Source organism: Chryseobacterium sp. SORGH_AS_0447 (genome assembly GCF_030818695.1).
Classification (GTDB): Bacteria; Bacteroidota; Bacteroidia; order Flavobacteriales; family Weeksellaceae; genus Chryseobacterium.
In genome coordinates, this window is sequence record NZ_JAUTAR010000001.1 from 2,810,403 (window position 1) to 2,826,719 (window position 16,317).

The following is a 16,317-nucleotide window of genomic DNA, read 5'->3' on the forward strand; positions in this document are numbered from 1 at the left end:
TAGCAAAAAATTCGCGCAAATATATAATAAAATCTAAATATGCTGCAAAATCATTTAAAATTCAGTAATTGTAACATAAAAATGCGCCGAGTACAAACTTTCTGGATTTGAAGAAATATTAGTAAGATTAAGGGTTACAATAGATGTTGAGGTCATTCGTGCATTTGAAATCGAGAATGTGGTATTTCCCGGAAAATCTGCTGCCGGTGTTACGGTAATAGTCGCTTTTGTTGATGCCGGAACAATGGCTGATGGAATATACATACTCAGTGTGGTAGATTTGCCTGCCGGTAGATTGTTAATGGAAACTGCCGGCCATACTTCGAAGCTGATCTGATTTTTATGAACCGTTCCCTTATTTCCTAATTTATATTGTCCTCCTACATCCAGTTTAGCTGTGGTGTTCGGTGTAGAGGTTCCGATCCCCACATTGGCATTGCTGTCACCTAAAACAATCGCATTGTACTGTGAGGTTGAAGCGTTAAATCCTATTGCGGTAGAATTCTGGCCGGTGGCAGATGCTCCGGATCCTAAAGCTGTTGAGTTCTGTCCGTTCGTCGCTGCATAATATCCTACTGCAGTTTCACTGTTGGAATTCGTTTTTGAACTGTATCCCAGCGCGACAGACTGAAATCCTGCTGCTTCAGAATTGTTTCCCAAGGCAGATGATTCATTGGCTGTCGTCTTTGCATTGTAGCCGATAGCGGTAGACTGAAATCCATCAGCCAGAGAGTTGTTACCAATAGCAGTCGATTCGTTTTTATTGGTTTTCGCATTGTACCCAATGGCATTAGACTTATACGCTCCAGCCGTAGCCTTGTTTCCAACTGCAAGACCGTCGTTGGCTGTTACTGACGCTTCATTTCCTATGGAAACACCCTGATAGGCAGAACCGGAAATCCCGATGGCAATACCGTTCTGCCCCGCATTGGCTCCCAACCCGAGACTTATCGAATTATCAGTTCCCAATCTCCCCGATTTTACTGAGTTTACCTTGAAAATAAGATCATCATAAGTATTTGTCCCTAATGATAGATTGGTACCTGCTCCGGCATTGTTCCCGCCATTGGTTGCAGAATTATTCCACGAAGCTCCGGAATTTCCTGAACTAATGGTATTTGCGGCGCCTGCAATAGAAATTTTATTCCATTTCTGATTGCTCCAGTAATACAGTCCGGTATCTGTAAGGCCACCCAGCCCGTTATTCCAGATAATTAAACCGTCTGCCGGCGAAGCAACTGTTACATTATCAGTAAGCGAAGTTACCGAAACACTTGGCAGAAGAATTCCTTTGTTTGCGGATCTAATATCCAAGATTGAAGAAGGATCAGGAGCAGTAGTTCCTATACCTACCTGAGAAAATAGAAAATTAAAGTTAAAAAACAATGAGATCGTCACGGCGATCTGTGATCTAGATGGTGTATACATAATCGTATTTTTATGGTTATAGTTTTCGACTGCAAATATAACAATTTTTCAATAAAAAACTAATTTTGTTGCAAATTCAATACCAATATAAAATAAACACACAAATGGATTTAAAAAATACTGTTTTACAGTATTTTATACGTGATTTATATAGAATTAATTCTATAACAAAACCTCATTTTAAGACAATAAAACGACGATTTTCAGACATTAACAAATTAAATTATTTGCAATAAAATATCTTTTTATTTAAATATAATTAAATTTAAAATTACAATAATTTATTATTTGCTGTTTTTGCAAATTCTTATTTTAAGTACCATATGTAATTAATATTTAATCATAATTATTTATATCAATAAAATTTATATCCATAAATCATTATCTGATTAAACTTTTAATTAGAATTATTTAATGCATTTATCCACTTTATAACAACTGATTGTTGTATTGTTATAGATGTAATAAAAATGCAGATTTGAACTTTATGAAAATTTTAACAATACCACGAAATTTTAGGAATAGTTATTGTTTGATACAGTACAACACAAACAAAATATCAACATTATGAACAATTCAGAATACAACAAAGCAGAAAATGCAGTAGACAACACCGAAAATTCTCTAAAAAATGCTGCAGACAATGCAAAATGGAAAGTTGAAGAACTTTCTGACAGAGCAAAAGATTATATCAACGAAAAAAGATCAAATGACGAGGAAGCAACCCATGAAGACTGGTTGGACAGGGTAAAAAACAATGCTTCCGATACTTGGGATAACATCAAAGACAAAGCCAATGATGCCTGGGAAAAAACCAAAGATGCAGCAGAAGATGTAAAAGCAGAATGGAACAAGAAAACCAACTAAAAATTTCAGTCATATAAATATTTTCAAGAAAAACGGAGTCTTTTATAGAAGGCTCCGTTTTTTATTATGCTCTAAACACAAATTATTGCTACATTTGTAACTTAATAAACATTAAAAAATTATGTCATACGGTTTACTTAAAGGCAAAAAGGGAATTATTTTTGGAGCCCTTAATGAACAATCGATCGCATGGAAAGTTGCAGAAAGATGTCATGAAGAAGGTGCTGAATTTATCTTGTCCAACGCTCCTATCGCTCTGAGAATGGGAGAACTTAACGGCTTAGCAGAAAAAACAGGTTCTGAAGTAATCGGGGCAGATGCAACTTCTCTTGAAGATCTGGAAAAGCTTTTTGATGCCGCAGTTGCCAAATTCGGTAAAATTGATTTTATCCTTCACTCCATCGGAATGTCTGTGAACGTGAGAAAAGGGAAACACTATACGGAAATGAATTACGACTGGTTGGAAAAAGGCTGGGATATCTCAGCGGTTTCTTTCCACAAAGTAATGAGGGTAGCTTACGAGAAAGACTGTATGAACGAATGGGGAAGCATCCTGGCTTTATCATATATTGCAGCGCAGAGAACATTCCCTGATTATAATGATATGTCCGATAACAAAGCTTATCTGGAAAGCATCGCCAGAACTTTCGGGGGCTATTGGGGTGAAAGAAAAGTACGTGTAAATACGGTTTCCCAGTCTCCTACGCCTACAACAGCAGGAAGCGGAGTGAAAGGTTTTGGAAATTTCCTTGGCTACGCTGAAGATATGTCTCCGCTGGGGAATGCAACGGCTCTTGAGTGTGCGGACTACTGTGTTACTTTATTTTCAGACCTTACGAAAAAAGTAACCATGCAGAATCTTTTCCACGACGGAGGTTTCAGCAGCTCAGGAGTTACAGAGAAAGTGATTCGTAAATATGATGCTGAATAAACAGGGTAGTGTCTCACTAACTGTGTAAGTTAAAAAGTTATTCTGAAAAATTTTTGAGCCCTCTAAAGCTCAAAAATAATTTTCGGAAATAACTTTTTATTATTTTTAACCTATATAGTTATGATCGACAAAGAAGAATTATTAAACAATAAGGATTTCTACAAGTCCTTTAAAAATGGAGAAGATTTAACCTCTTTCTTCAAACAGATGCACAAACGTGCCGTTGAACACATGCTGGAAGCAGAGCTTGATGCTCATCTGGATAATGAAAAACATGAAAAAACCAAAGAAGGGAACTATCGCAACGGACATGGAACCAAGAAAATAAAATCATCTTTTGGAGAGAGTGAAATCAAAGTTCCCAGAGACAGAGCTGGAAGTTTCGAGCCTGCTTTGGTACCAAAAAGGCACAACATCATCGAAGGTTTGGAGAATATCATTATCTCATTCTACGCCAAAGGCATGAGTGTGAGCGATATCGAAGAACAGGTCAAAGAACTGTACGATTTTGAAATATCTTCCTCTGCCATTTCCAGAATTACCAATGCCGTTGCCTCTGAAGTGGTGAGCTGGCAAAACCGCCCCTTAGAAGATTTGTATTTGATTGTCTGGATGGACGGAATCGTATTCAAGGTTCGTGAGAACTCTAAAGTGATCAACAAGACCATCTATTTGGCAGTAGGATTGAATCGTGAAGGGAAAAAAGAAGTGCTGGGAATGTGGCTCGGTAAGAATGAAAGTTCGAGCTTCTGGATGGGGGTTCTCACAGAACTCAAAGCCCGTGGCGTGGAAGATATTCTGATTACTGCTACCGATAACTTAAACGGATTTACCCAGACCATCCGTTCCGTTTTTCCTGAATCTCAAACCCAGATCTGTGTGGTTCATCAGATCAGAAATGCCTGCAAATATGTGGTTTGGAAGGACAGAAAAGAATTCTCTGCCGATATGAAGCATATTTACACCGCTCCAACAAAACAAGCCGCTGAAGCCGCTTTAAATGATTTTGCAGAAAAATGGGAATCCAAATATTCCTATGCCATCAAATCCTGGAAGGATAATTGGGATGAACTGACCGTATTTTTTGAATTTCCTTTAGAGATTCGTAAAATCATTTATACAACCAATTTAATCGAGAATCTAAACGGTAAAATCCGAAAATACACCAAAAACAAAATGTCTTTCCCTACGGATGATGCAGTCTTGAAATCTGTTTACCTTGCTTTAAAAGAAGCCACAAAAAAATGGTCGATGCCAATCCAGAATTGGGGGATTGTTCTAAACCAATTTATGCTTATTTTTGAAGAAAGGCTCAGATTATAAAATCTAAGCCCTGACTTTTTAACTTACACACTTTATGGGAGAGTGTCATAAACAGTAAATCCATTACTTATAAATTAAGCCGGGACAAATTGTTCCGGCTTTGTATTTTGTAAATATAAAATACTTCTGAAGACCTTAAAATTTGTTGTACGGTAAATTGTAATGGAATTGCAAAGAGACAGTACACTTCTTCGAAGGTTTATTTCCTACTTCATTTTATCTATTAACAATTTCCAGCTTTCCTTCCAGTCAATTCAACCATAAAAAAATCGGCAGAAACATTGTTTCTGCCGATTCTTAAAAAATAATGTTAATATGAAGTAGCTTTTATAAAATTACTGTCTGTATAGAATGGGCCGGCGCATTCAGTTTTGCAGCCATTCCTTCGATCCAGAGGTTGGTATCGATATCGTTATCCGAATCGTTCATAATCACGGTTACCAACTGGCCGTTCTGATTCATGAATGTTGTGGAGGTTAAAGCCACCCTGTTCGATGAGCTTCCGATTCTTACGGCATTTGGCTTGATGTATTTGGAAACATGGCCGACATAGTAATATTCATAGGTATAATGAACTTCCCCGGTTTTCGTATCGGCTATGATAGGAGCAAAACAGAAATTCCCAACGTGATTCGGGCCACCGGTTTCGTCAAGAAGAACGTTCCAATCCGTCCATAAAGCCGTTCCTTTATTAAAGTCGTTCAGCATATTTCTTCCGTACAGCTCACCCAGTTTGACGTCGTAAATTTTAGACAGATCGAACTGTTCTTTACAGCCTTCGGTAAAAGCCAGGAATTTATCCGGGAAAGCACGCTGGGTTTCCGACAGGTTATCAAAAAGCTGGGTTTTGTTGTTCCAGGTTTCGTACCAGTGATAGCCGATTCCTGCGGCATATTTTGATGTTTCGGGATCGCATAAAGTCGTAGTGGCTCTTTGGTAGATCAGGTCACGGTTGTGATCCCAGATCATTACTTTTTTATCTTTAAATCCGTTTTTCCAAAGTGTTGGGCCTAAATTATTTTTCAGGAAATCCCCTTCTTCCTGAGCTGTATAAATGCAGGATTCCCAGGTTTGTGTGGCCATCGGCTCATTCTGAACGGTTAATCCCCAGACATTGATGCCTCTTTTTTCGTATTCTTTAATAAATTTGATATAATAATCGGCCCAGGTCTGGTAAAAATCATTTTCCAGCCTTCCGCCTTTCAGCATACTTTTGTTGGACTTCATCCATGCCGGTGGGCTCCACGGTGAAAAATAAAACGTAAAATCTTTCCCGATGGACTTCTGCGCTTCTTTGATCATCGGGATCTTGTACTTCTCGTCGTGGGCCACGTTAAAAGATTTTAGCGATTTATCGTTTTCCTGAACGTAGGTATAAGAATCACTCGAAAAATCACACGAGTTCATATTGGTCCGGATCACCGTATAACCCAGTCCGTTCTTTCCGTAATAGGCTTCGATGATTTCTTTCTGCTTATTTTTCGGAAGCTTATAGAAAGTTTCTGCAGAAGCATCGGTAATAGCCCCGCCGATACCGATGAGTTTCTGGTATTTGAAATCCGGGTCTACGAAGATGCATGCATCCGTTTCTTTCGGCTGATCCATTCTCTCGAATTTTACCATTCCTTTATCTGCCATTTTTTCATTGGCTTTGGAATTGGTCACAATTACTTTTGCCGTTTTTCCTGTATTTTTTTTCCAATAATCCTGTGCCTGAACGTTGAGCGTCATTCCAACGACAAAGCAGCTTATAACTAATCTCTTCATTATATCATTTCTAATTTTTTATTATTAACCATCCCGGTGGATGATCTGTTCTTTCGTGTTGTTATTTATTCTGATAAACCCTTACATAATCGATTTCAAATTTTTGCGGGAAAATGCTGTCGTCAATGCCTTCTTTTCCGCCCCACATTCCGCCAATGGCCAGATTTAAGATGAGGTAATAAGGCTTATCGAAAGGCCAGGCTCCATAAGATTTCTCTTTATTTTCGTACGTAAAAAACTTTTGGTTATCGATATAGACATCAATTTTTTCCGGTGACCAGTCTGCTTTATACACATGAAATTTTTCACTTACATCCTTTAAAAACAAGGTATCGGTTTTCTGCGTCTGCATGATATGGTTGTATTTCTTGGTGTGTACCGAAGCATGAATGTAGCCCTGGTGATAGCCCACATGCTCCATGATGTCCAGCTCGCCGTCGTCCGGCCATTTTTTCATGTCTTCGCTCATCATCCAAATGGCAGGCCAGGTCCCGCGTCCTTTCGGAAGTTTAGCCCTCACCTCAACCGTTCCGTACTGAAAAGAAAATTTTCCTTTGGTTAACAATCGGGCGGAGGTATATTTCCTGTTTTCCCGCGTTTCTTTCCGGGCTTCAATAATCAGCTTTCCATTTTCGACCCGGGCATTCTCCAGACGGTCTTTGGTATAGAACTGGGCTTCTTCATTTCCAAAACCGCTGCCACCGGTATCATAATTCCATTTGGTGGCATCAGGTAATCCTCTTTCATTAAATTCATCGCTCCAGATCAGCTTTTTACCTGAAACAGGATTGTTCGAAGCACAGCCGGCGACAGAAAAAAGAAGTATTCCGCCGATAATCAAATGAGCAACAGGTTGAAGTTTCATAAGTAAATTCAAGGTTTAAAATTCAAAGCGCAAAATTGAGGCTTTTTACCGCCAAAAGCGGGTTTTATCCCGCTTTTTGAAGTAAATTTTATTTATTTCGACCAATTGATCCTTTTTGTCTGAACGTTCTGAGAATCGGTTCCGACCATTATATCAAATTCACCGCCTTCCCAGTCATAATTCAACTGATCATCGTAGAATTTGAGGTTTTCCGGTGTTATTGTAAAAGTGACGGTTTTGGTTTCGCCTTTTTTAATAAGAATTTTTTCAAATCCTTTCAGTTCTTTTACCGGCCTGACCACTTTTCCGAACAAATCTCTGATGTACAGCTGCACGACCTCTTCCCCATCGTAATTCCCGGTATTGGAAACATTTACGCTGATTTTTAAAGTCTGATTTCCTTTAAGATCTGTCGCACTTATATTCATATCCGAATATTTAAACTGAGTATAGCTCAATCCATACCCAAAAGGGAACTTCGGATCGTTATCCAGATCGATGTACGCTGAAACATAGTTTCTGTCGGTATTGTTCTTCGCCGGTCTCCCGGTGTTGTAGTGGTTATAATATACCGGAATCTGGCCTTCGGTTCTTGGAAATGTCATCGGCAGTTTTCCGCCCGGATTTACCGTTCCGAAAAGAACATCCGCAATGGAATTTCCGGCTTCCGTTCCCAGCCACCATGTGTAAAGAATTGCCGGAACATTATCTGCTGCCCAGTCGAAAACTAAGGGCCTTCCTGCATTGATCATCAGTACAATCGGTTTGCCCGTTTTGGCAATTTCTTTTAAAAGCTCTTCCTGAACACCTGAAAAATGAATGTTGCTTCTGCTTTTGGCTTCGCCGCTCATCGCATGGCCTTCACCCAAAGTCATAATCACAACATCCGCTTTTTTTGCCGTTTCCAGCGCTTCGGCAAACATTGATCTGTCCTGGTCGTCAACATTGCAGCCTTTTGCATATAATAAGGTGGAATTTTTATCCAGCTGATTTTTGATTCCGTCGAACTGGGTTACAATTCTTTGGCTGTCATCTTTAAAGGCAACCGACCAAAATCCGTGATTGGCAGAAGTTTCTTTTCCAAAAGGTCCGATAAGGGCTACGGTTTTCACTGATCGTGAAAGTGGCAGTATATTCTTTTGATTTTTAATTAAAACAATACTTTTTGAGCCAAACTCCCTTCCGAATTTTCTGTTTTCCTGATTATTGGTCTGTTCCTGCTGTCTTTTCTCGCTGCTGAACCGGTATGGATCATCAAACAGTCCCATTTCGAATTTTTTAATTAAAATTCTTCTGGCGGCATCATCAATCAGTTTCGGATCTACTTTTCCTTCCTGAACCAGTTTTGGAAGTTCAGCCATATAAGCCCGGCTTTCCATATCCATATCGCTTCCGGCAATGATGGCTTTTTCGGCAGCCTCTTTATTGTCTTTGGCATAACCGTGAGGAACCATTTCGCCAATGCTTCCCCAATCGGAAACCACAAAACCCTGATAGTTCCATTTCCCTTTTAATAAATCCCGTAAGATATACCGGTTGGCCGTCGCCGGAATTCCGTTGATATCATTGAAAGAATTCATAAAAGTGGCCACACCTGCCTGGGCAGCTGCCTTGAAAGGCGGAAGATAGGTTTCGTTTAATTGTCTTAAACTCATGTCTACGGAATTGTAATCTCTACCGCCAACGGCTGCACCATACGCTGCAAAATGCTTTGCGCACGCCATGATGGCATCAACGCTTCCCAGACCTCTTCCCTGAAATCCCCTGATCCTTGCCAGGCCAATCTGCGTTCCCAGATAAGTGTCTTCTCCGGAACCTTCCATTACCCTGCCCCATCTCGGATCTCTTGCGATATCGACCATCGGTGCAAAGGTCCAGTGGATGCCATAAGCCGAAGCTTCAGTGGCGGCGATCCTTTCTGATTTTTCAATTAATTTTAAATCCCAGCTGGCTGCCTGTCCTAAATTCACAGGAAAGGTCGTCCTGTAGCCATGAATCACATCCTGACCGAACAGCAAGGGAATTTTCAGTCTTGACCGTAAGGCTAATTCCTGAAATTTTCTTGTTTCCGCTGCTCCTGCAACATTAAGCATCGAACCTACTTTGCCTTGCTTTATTTCATTCAAAACATTTGCAGAATTGGAGTTCTGAGGGCCGGTAGCATATTCAAAACCACTGTACTGAACAAGCTGGCCTACTTTTTCTTCCAGTGTCATCTTCGAGAGAATCTCAGAAACTTTCTGATCGATGGTTTTCTGTCCGAATGCCTGGAACCCTAATGCTGTAAATGCGAGTAAGAAACAAACTCTTTTCATAATTTCATATTAAAAAACATAAGTCACTGTCGAAATGCCAGGAATCGTTACGGAAGCTGTTTTCTGATCGTATTTAATATTAAATGCTTTATCGGCAGAATTGCTGTTCTGAACAATAAGAACCGTTTTCCCTGCCGGAGTTTTGAAGGCCACCGTTGAAAGGTTATCCACCTGCGTCGAAGCAATCCTCTGAGAATTTACCGGAACAAATTTTGACGCATGGGCAATAATATAATATGCTACATTTTTGTCATAGCTGCTGCTTCCATTGATGGTAATGGCTCCTTTACACTGTGTACAGCCGCCCGGTGTATGAGGGCCGAATGAAGCGTCGTTGGCTACATTCCATTCCAATGCGGTTTTGCTCCAGTTTCTCATAGACCCAATAATAATGTTTTTTACGTGCCAATCCAAATCCCCGGAGAAACTTCCGGTAGAACTTGTCCACTGTTCCGTAAAATAAACATTTTTATTCGGAAATAAATTGTGAACCGTCCCCAAAGCCGAAATATCTCCTGCATACAAATGGAAGGCAGACCCGTCAACATATGGATTAGCCCCCGTATCATTTAATACCGCCAGAGGATAGGCCGGATTGTCGCAGTTGTGATCATAAGCAATGATCTTTGTATTAATATTTGCCGCCTGAAAAGCCGGACCTAAATTCGCTTTAATAAAAGTCGTCTGATCACCCGCCGACATATACATACTCGGGTTATTCCCGGGATGTAAAGGTTCATTCTGAGGGGTAATGGCATCAATCTTAATTCCCTGAGCCTGCATGGCCTGGATGTACTTCACAAAATATTGGGCATAGGTCCCATAATATTCAGGTTTTAAGCTTCCGCCCATCGTATTTCCATTGTCTTTCATCCAAACCGGAGGTGACCATGGGGTGGCAAGGATCTTAATATTCGGGTTGATCAAAAGGATGTCTTTCAGCATCTGGATCACCGCCTGATCTTTTGTAAGGCTGAATTGGGCCAACGTAGGGTCGGTCTGCCCGGAAGGCATGTCATCATAGGAAAAGACTTCGCTGTTCAGATCCGAAGCACCTATACTGATCCTTAAATAATTGATCCCAATGCCTGAGCTGCTGAAAAGATCGTTCAGCAATTCCTGTTTCTTGGCTGCACTCAGCTGGTTAATTACCTGAACACTTCCTCCCGTAAGGGTATAGCCGAAGCCGTCGACGGTTTGAAAAACCTGTGCCGGATCGATCTCAATCGTTGTTCCCGAACCCGAAGTTCCGGAAAAATACGCATTATTCTGCTGTTGTAGTTTCACCGACTGGTCTCCTTTTGTCAGCCACATCTGTACAGGGTCCCCGGTTGTATTCCCACCGGTACCATTCCCCGAATTGTCGCCGTTATTGGCCAGATCCGAAGACGTACTGCTGCAGTTTAAAAAAGAAAGAAGCGCTACACCGCAGAGTGCAGCACTTCTAAGTACGAAACTATATGAATGTTGTGATTTCATATCAATTGTTTGTTGGAAAATTACTGAGTTCTACGAACCTCAACATTATCAATGGTTAATCCGTTTACTGTTTTTCCTCCGCATTTAATCACTAAATATACACTACCTGTAGCAGTTGCAGTATAGACTCCGGCATTCTTGCTTCCACAGCCAATTGCTGAGATTTTCCCTCCGAATGCAGCTTTCCCACAACCATCCCACGTATTGATATTCCTGTAAACAGTTCCACTAACGTCTTGTCCCGCAGCTGGCAAACTGTTTAACACATAAACTTCAAACCAGGTATCTTCCAGTGCACTTGCTGAAGAAGCCGTAAGGTCAATGGTATATTTTTTTCCTGCTTCTACATTTATTTGGGTATAAATAGCCTGCTGATTGCTTTCACTGGCTACTATGGTAGCGGCTTTGTTTGAAAATACCCATTGGGCTTTAGTTGGGCTGATAGCGTGGATAGACCATTTTGCAATATCATCAGCCGTCTCGAATTTTCCTCCCTGCAGAATATTTCCCGCGATCGGATCAGGAGTCGTTACGACAAAAGTATGGCTTGCGGTACCGCCTATCTGTCCGCCAATGCCTACTGCATTGTGTTGAACAGTGTACGTTCCAGTATCCGGAAAAAATACATCGATTTCATCTTTTCCTGTAGCAAATCCACCTCCGTCTACATTCCATTGAGAATTTAGATAATTGTTGTAGTTTCTTTTTAGATGATATTTGTTTTCTGAAATTTTTGTTACTGTAAACCCGGCATCTACTGCAAGCTGAGTAATTCCATAACCTTCATCAACCGTTTCCGGTGAACAACCAGTCATAAAAAATATTCCTGCACTTAGCAACAATGATGTTGTAATATATTTCTTTATCATTTTTAAATTTTGTATTGTTAATAGCCTGGATTTTGTTTAAGAATCGTACCTGTAAGTTCGGTATAAGGAATTGGCATAATTTCATTCTTTCCTGCTACAAATCCTTTTGACGCCAATTTTGTTGCTGCTTCTCCCCATCTTACCAAATCAAAAAACCGATGACCTTCACCTGCTAACTCCCTTCTTCTCTCATCTTTTACCGCCTGCATAGTCACGGGTACTGATGCCAGACCCACTCTTGCTCTCACGGCATCCAATAAGGCCTGAGCTCTTGCGCCACTTCCATTTAATGCCTCAGCCTCCATAAGATAGGTATCTGCTAATCTTATCAGGATGTAATTTTGTCTGTAATTTAACTCTGATGCTCCCGGTAAAGTAGTTACCTCATCTCTTGTCGGCATGTATTTATTAAGAAAATATCCTGTATCCATAAAAGCAGGAGAATAATCTGCTTTATTCTGTTGTTTTAGGCTCGCCATATTTAATACCGTTGCATCTACACGAGGATCATTTTGAATAAAATTAAATAAGTCCGGTGTAATAGTATTAAAAGCCCATCCTCCTACGATATCCGGAGCATCGTTTGCTTTTTTTGTATAAGATCTAGGAGAAGTCATAATACATATAGAATTACCTTCATCTCTCCCTTGTCCCCAAAAGCTCCAGTCGGAATTTGCTTTATTGGTATGGGTTACTTCAAATACTGATTCTGTAGTAAACTTATTATCTGTAATCCATAAACTGTTATAATCTGATACCAGCTTATATCCATATTGGCTCGTTGTTCCTGGAGTACCATTTACCTGAGCCAGCTGAGCTGCCGCATCAGACATTTTATTCTGGTAAAGATAAACTTTCCCTAGCATTGCTCTTGCAGCACCTTGTGTCAACCTGCCTCTCTGTTCTCCGCTTACTGTCATCGGTAAATTCGGAATTGCCTCATTCAAATCTTTTTCAATCTGAGTATATACTTCTGCAGGAGTAGCTTGCGGGATATGATAAAAATCGTCTGTGACGGTAAATGTATTTAAAATAAGAGGAATGTTTTTGAACATTCTTAAAAGATCAAAATAGTAAAGTGCTCTTAATGTTTTAGCTTCGGCAATAAAACGGCTTTTTAAGGCATCACTCATATCAGCATTAGGCACCCTGCCAATTAATTCGTTTGCTCTAGCAACTCCTTGGTAATAATCTCTCCAGTAAGTTGCCGGCATTGTGGTCTGGTTGATCTGCCAATTTGAAACCCCCTGGATTCCAGCACCATCTGTTGCGCTTCCTCCGCCAGCATAGAAATCATCTGATGCGGCGTTAAAGAATGTTACCATATTTTCAAAACCTCCAGCATATTTTCTTAACGGGTCATAGGTTCCTACTAAAGCAAAAAAACATTCCTGCTCATTTCTGAAAAAATTGGCAAAGGCTCCTTTGTTTTCTTTTTCTTCCAGCGTGTCGTCGTTACAAGATATGGTGATTGCAGGCATACTTAAAAGAAAAACAGCTGCAAAACTTATTTTTAAAAATTTATTTTTCATTGTAATTTAATTAGAAAGTTATATTGGCACCGAACATAAATGTTTTGGCCTGTGGATAAAAAGCCCTGTCTATACCATAAGAATCCCCTGCTGCAATTTCAGGATCGTAACCTGTATATTTCGTAAAGGTAAATAAGTTTTCTCCCGTAACAAAGAACCGAACTTTGCTGGCACCAATATTTTGAGCAATGTTTTGAGGTAACGTATATCCTAAGGTTACAAGCTTAATTCTGAAATAGTCTCCTTTTTGCAGATACCAGTCTGAAAGTCTGGAATAATTTTTATTCGGGTCATTTCTTGTCAGTCTTGGATTTTCATTAGTGGAACCTTCTCCGGTCCATCTATCAAGAATCTTGGTTTGATAATTGGCATCCAGGATATCCAATCTTCTCAAGCCCTGAAAGATCTTGTGTCCTGCAGCGCCTTGGCCGAAAACCATTAAGTCCCAGTTTTTGTAATTTATGTTTACAGTAGCACCAAAATTAAACTTCGGGATAGAGTTTCCTAAATTTACTTTGTCCAGATCTGAAATCACTCCATCTCCATTAGCATCTGCCCATATAAAGTCACCAGGTTTAGCATTAGATTGATACAACTGTCCGTTAGCATTTACATAAGAATCGATCTGTGCCTGATTCTGAAATACACCTAATGTTCTAAAGCCATAGAAGCTATTATACGATTCTCCGGGAACAATTCTTTGGATCGGTCCCATAGATTGGAAACTGGCTCTATCTTCATATTCCTGGCCGTTAATAAGAGAAAGAACTTTGTTTTTATTGTAAGCCACATTACCATTAAATGAAACCGAAAGATCATTCCATGTTTTTTTGTAACCCAGTTCTACTTCAACTCCTCGGTTTTCCATATCACCCGCATTAGCTATTGCATTTCCTGTGACACCTATATATCCCGGAATCTGTATTGAACGAAGGATATCTTTTGTTTTTTTATTGTATACATCAACTGTTAAAGTAAAGTCTTTGAACAGTTTCATATCTGCTGCTATGTTGGTTTGCGTTGTTGTTTCCCATTTAAGGTATGGATTCGCAAGACCACTTGGATAGTATCCTGGCATTACTGTACCGTTTCCATTGGTATAATTCGCTCCTGCTACATAAAAGCTGGCAAAATTGAATGTCCCAATACCATCGTTACCTAAAGTTCCGTAGCCTCCTCTAAGCTTTAATGTATTAATAACATTATTTTGTGGCCAAAAGTTTTCCTTCTCAACATTCCAACCTAATGAGAATGCAGGAAATACTCCCCAATGATATTCCGGTCCAAAAACTGAAGAACCATCGTATCTTAATGTTCCTGTGAATAAATATTTATTCTTATAATCATAAATTAATCGTCCGAAATAAGATGCTTTATTCCATTCAACATTATCCCATGCATCTACTGTGCGGTTTTCTGTAGGAGTGTAAAAATTGAACGAAGCGGCTTCATAGCTGCTGATCGGTAAATTGGTATAGGTTACAGACTGGCCATACCCGATATTGTAATCATAATACCCTGTTCCAACCAATGCATTAAAATTGTGATCCCCGAATTTTTTCTGCCAATTTAATGTATTCTCCATACTCCATTCAAATTTGGTCTGGGTCGTTCTGTTTAAACTGTTATTGACCAAATTGCTATAGTTCGGATTTAAATAAAATAATGGTGTAAAATTCTGACTTCCCCAATAGGCTTTTTTACCGTTTAAGGATGATTTGAATGTGAAATCATTTAAAAATCTAACTTCCGCAAAAACGTTTCCGATAAAATCATCGGACCAATTACGGTTTCCAAGCTGTGTATATTTAAACGCAAGAGGATTTGACATTTCTTGATTCACATATGGAGAAATTCCATAAGGGTTACCGTTTGGATCTCTTACAATATTGGGATTTGAGTATAAGGCAGAATTTACTGTTGACATGTCAGTAATAACAGCCTGTGTAATTGGATCTAAATTTACTGCAGAACTTAATGGCCCTCCAAATTCGCCATTGGCATTAATACCTTGATTTTTCTGATTGGTATAGGCAAAAGTTTGACCCAATGTCAACCATTCAGTTACTTTATGCGTCGAATTTATTCTGGCAGTAAGTCTCTTGTAATAAGAAATGTCTCTCATTACAATTCCTGACTGATCATAATAGCCGAAAGATCCATAGAATGTAGATTTTTCATTTCCACCCTGAACGCTTACTTCGTGATTTTGTCTTTCCGCAGAACTAAAAATGATGTCTTGCCAGTCTGTACCCGTACCAAAAGAAGCAGGGTTTTGAAATCTTGCAGGGCTGCCGTCATTAGTAAGTCCTTCATTGATTACCGTGGCGTACTGAGTAGCATTTAAAAGATCAAGTTTTCTCGATGCATTGCTAACTCCGTAAAAGCCATTGTAAGACAGGTTAAGTCTTCCTCTTTTTCCTTTTTTTGTTGTAACCAAAATAACCCCTCTTGCTGCTGATACTCCATAGATTGCAGATGATGCTCCATCTTTTAATACTTCAATACTTTCAATGTCTGATTGATTTAACCAGCCAATACCATCTACCACAATACCATCCACGACCCATAGAGGATCATTGTTTGAATTGTAACTCGTAATACCTCGCACACGAACACTGGCTGATGCCCCTGGTTGGCCCGAGTTGGAGACAACATTTACCCCTGCGGCCCTACCCTGAAGCACCTGTTCCGGCTTACCTGCAGGAATAGCTTCAATGTCACTGGCCTTGATACTGGAAATTGCTCCCGTTACGTTACTCTTCTTCTGGGTACCGTAACCGATCATTACGACTTCCTCGATTTTCTGCTCTTTTGGAAGCGTGTCGTTCTTTGTGTTCTGGGCACTGAAATTTGCAGTAAAATAGAGCACTGCAACCATCCCTAAACTCCTAGATATTCTTACATTCATATACAGTTAGTTTTTTAATTCTCAAATTGA

11 protein-coding genes are annotated in these 16,317 nt (G+C 39.8%); 3 read left to right on the forward strand and 8 right to left on the reverse strand.

All coding sequences use genetic code 11. The annotated features are described in order from the left end of the window. Positions 1–54: 54 nt before the first annotated feature. The gene (locus tag QE422_RS13010) at positions 55–1,428 is read right to left on the reverse strand and encodes a hypothetical protein (protein ID WP_307459051.1); all 1,374 of its coding nucleotides are present in this window, start codon (positions 1,426–1,428) and stop codon (positions 55–57) included. A gap of 567 nt (positions 1,429–1,995) precedes the next feature. On the opposite strand from QE422_RS13010, the gene QE422_RS13015 reads away from it, so the two are divergent. The 3 genes from QE422_RS13015 to QE422_RS13025 all read left to right on the forward strand — a co-directional run bounded on the left by QE422_RS13015 (position 1,996) and on the right by QE422_RS13025 (position 4,549). After that, positions 1,996–2,295, forward strand: a complete 300-nt coding sequence (locus QE422_RS13015; protein WP_307459053.1) for a hypothetical protein — start codon at positions 1,996–1,998, stop codon at positions 2,293–2,295. A 121-nt stretch (positions 2,296–2,416) separates the two neighbouring features. Next, positions 2,417–3,226 carry an enoyl-ACP reductase gene (locus QE422_RS13020; RefSeq protein ID WP_307459055.1) on the forward strand — a complete coding sequence of 270 codons (810 nt, stop codon included), beginning with the start codon at positions 2,417–2,419 and terminating at the stop codon, positions 3,224–3,226. Between the two features lie 120 nt (positions 3,227–3,346). After that, positions 3,347–4,549 (forward strand): IS256 family transposase, encoded by a 1,203-nt coding sequence (locus tag QE422_RS13025; protein ID WP_307458078.1) that lies wholly within the window; start codon positions 3,347–3,349, stop codon positions 4,547–4,549. Positions 4,550–4,876: 327 nt separating this feature from the next. Here the strand turns inward: QE422_RS13025 and QE422_RS13030 are convergent, their stop codons facing one another. The 7 genes from QE422_RS13030 to QE422_RS13060 all read right to left on the reverse strand — a co-directional run bounded on the left by QE422_RS13030 (position 4,877) and on the right by QE422_RS13060 (position 16,287). Beyond that, positions 4,877–6,316: a glycoside hydrolase family 30 protein gene (locus QE422_RS13030; protein ID WP_307459057.1), complete on the reverse strand. Its 1,440-nt coding sequence runs from the start codon at positions 6,314–6,316 to the stop codon at positions 4,877–4,879. A gap of 61 nt (positions 6,317–6,377) precedes the next feature. Further along, positions 6,378–7,181: a glycoside hydrolase family 16 protein gene (locus tag QE422_RS13035; protein ID WP_307459058.1), complete on the reverse strand. Its 804-nt coding sequence runs from the start codon at positions 7,179–7,181 to the stop codon at positions 6,378–6,380. Between the two features lie 92 nt (positions 7,182–7,273). After that, positions 7,274–9,496 (reverse strand): beta-glucosidase BglX, encoded by a 2,223-nt coding sequence (gene bglX, locus QE422_RS13040; RefSeq protein ID WP_307459060.1) that lies wholly within the window; start codon positions 9,494–9,496, stop codon positions 7,274–7,276. A 9-nt stretch (positions 9,497–9,505) separates the two neighbouring features. Further along, entirely contained in the window at positions 9,506–10,975 is a 1,470-nt protein-coding gene (locus QE422_RS13045) for a glycoside hydrolase family 30 beta sandwich domain-containing protein (RefSeq protein ID WP_307459062.1), read from the reverse strand. A 20-nt stretch (positions 10,976–10,995) separates the two neighbouring features. Further along, positions 10,996–11,844, reverse strand: a complete 849-nt coding sequence (locus QE422_RS13050; RefSeq protein WP_307459065.1) for a hypothetical protein — start codon at positions 11,842–11,844, stop codon at positions 10,996–10,998. A gap of 17 nt (positions 11,845–11,861) precedes the next feature. Further along, positions 11,862–13,376: a RagB/SusD family nutrient uptake outer membrane protein gene (locus tag QE422_RS13055; RefSeq protein ID WP_307459068.1), complete on the reverse strand. Its 1,515-nt coding sequence runs from the start codon at positions 13,374–13,376 to the stop codon at positions 11,862–11,864. A gap of 10 nt (positions 13,377–13,386) precedes the next feature. After that, a complete protein-coding gene (locus QE422_RS13060; RefSeq protein WP_307459071.1) occupies positions 13,387–16,287 on the reverse strand; it encodes a TonB-dependent receptor in 2,901 nt (966 codons plus the stop codon). Positions 16,288–16,317 lie beyond the last annotated feature (30 nt).

What these genes read in the sequence shown, in the direction of transcription:
- QE422_RS13010 (WP_307459051.1), bottom strand. Translation starts at nt 1,428, where the DNA reads ATGTATACACCATCTAGATCACAGATCGCCGTGACGATCTCATTGTTT.
- QE422_RS13015 (WP_307459053.1), top strand. Translation starts at nt 1,996, where the DNA reads ATGAACAATTCAGAATACAACAAAGCAGAAAATGCAGTAGACAACACC.
- QE422_RS13020 (WP_307459055.1), top strand. Translation starts at nt 2,417, where the DNA reads ATGTCATACGGTTTACTTAAAGGCAAAAAGGGAATTATTTTTGGAGCC.
- QE422_RS13025 (WP_307458078.1), top strand. Translation starts at nt 3,347, where the DNA reads ATGATCGACAAAGAAGAATTATTAAACAATAAGGATTTCTACAAGTCC.
- QE422_RS13030 (WP_307459057.1), bottom strand. Translation starts at nt 6,316, where the DNA reads ATGAAGAGATTAGTTATAAGCTGCTTTGTCGTTGGAATGACGCTCAAC.
- QE422_RS13035 (WP_307459058.1), bottom strand. Translation starts at nt 7,181, where the DNA reads ATGAAACTTCAACCTGTTGCTCATTTGATTATCGGCGGAATACTTCTT.
- bglX (WP_307459060.1), bottom strand. Translation starts at nt 9,496, where the DNA reads ATGAAAAGAGTTTGTTTCTTACTCGCATTTACAGCATTAGGGTTCCAG.
- QE422_RS13045 (WP_307459062.1), bottom strand. Translation starts at nt 10,975, where the DNA reads ATGAAATCACAACATTCATATAGTTTCGTACTTAGAAGTGCTGCACTC.
- QE422_RS13050 (WP_307459065.1), bottom strand. Translation starts at nt 11,844, where the DNA reads ATGATAAAGAAATATATTACAACATCATTGTTGCTAAGTGCAGGAATA.
- QE422_RS13055 (WP_307459068.1), bottom strand. Translation starts at nt 13,376, where the DNA reads ATGAAAAATAAATTTTTAAAAATAAGTTTTGCAGCTGTTTTTCTTTTA.
- QE422_RS13060 (WP_307459071.1), bottom strand. Translation starts at nt 16,287, where the DNA reads ATGAATGTAAGAATATCTAGGAGTTTAGGGATGGTTGCAGTGCTCTAT.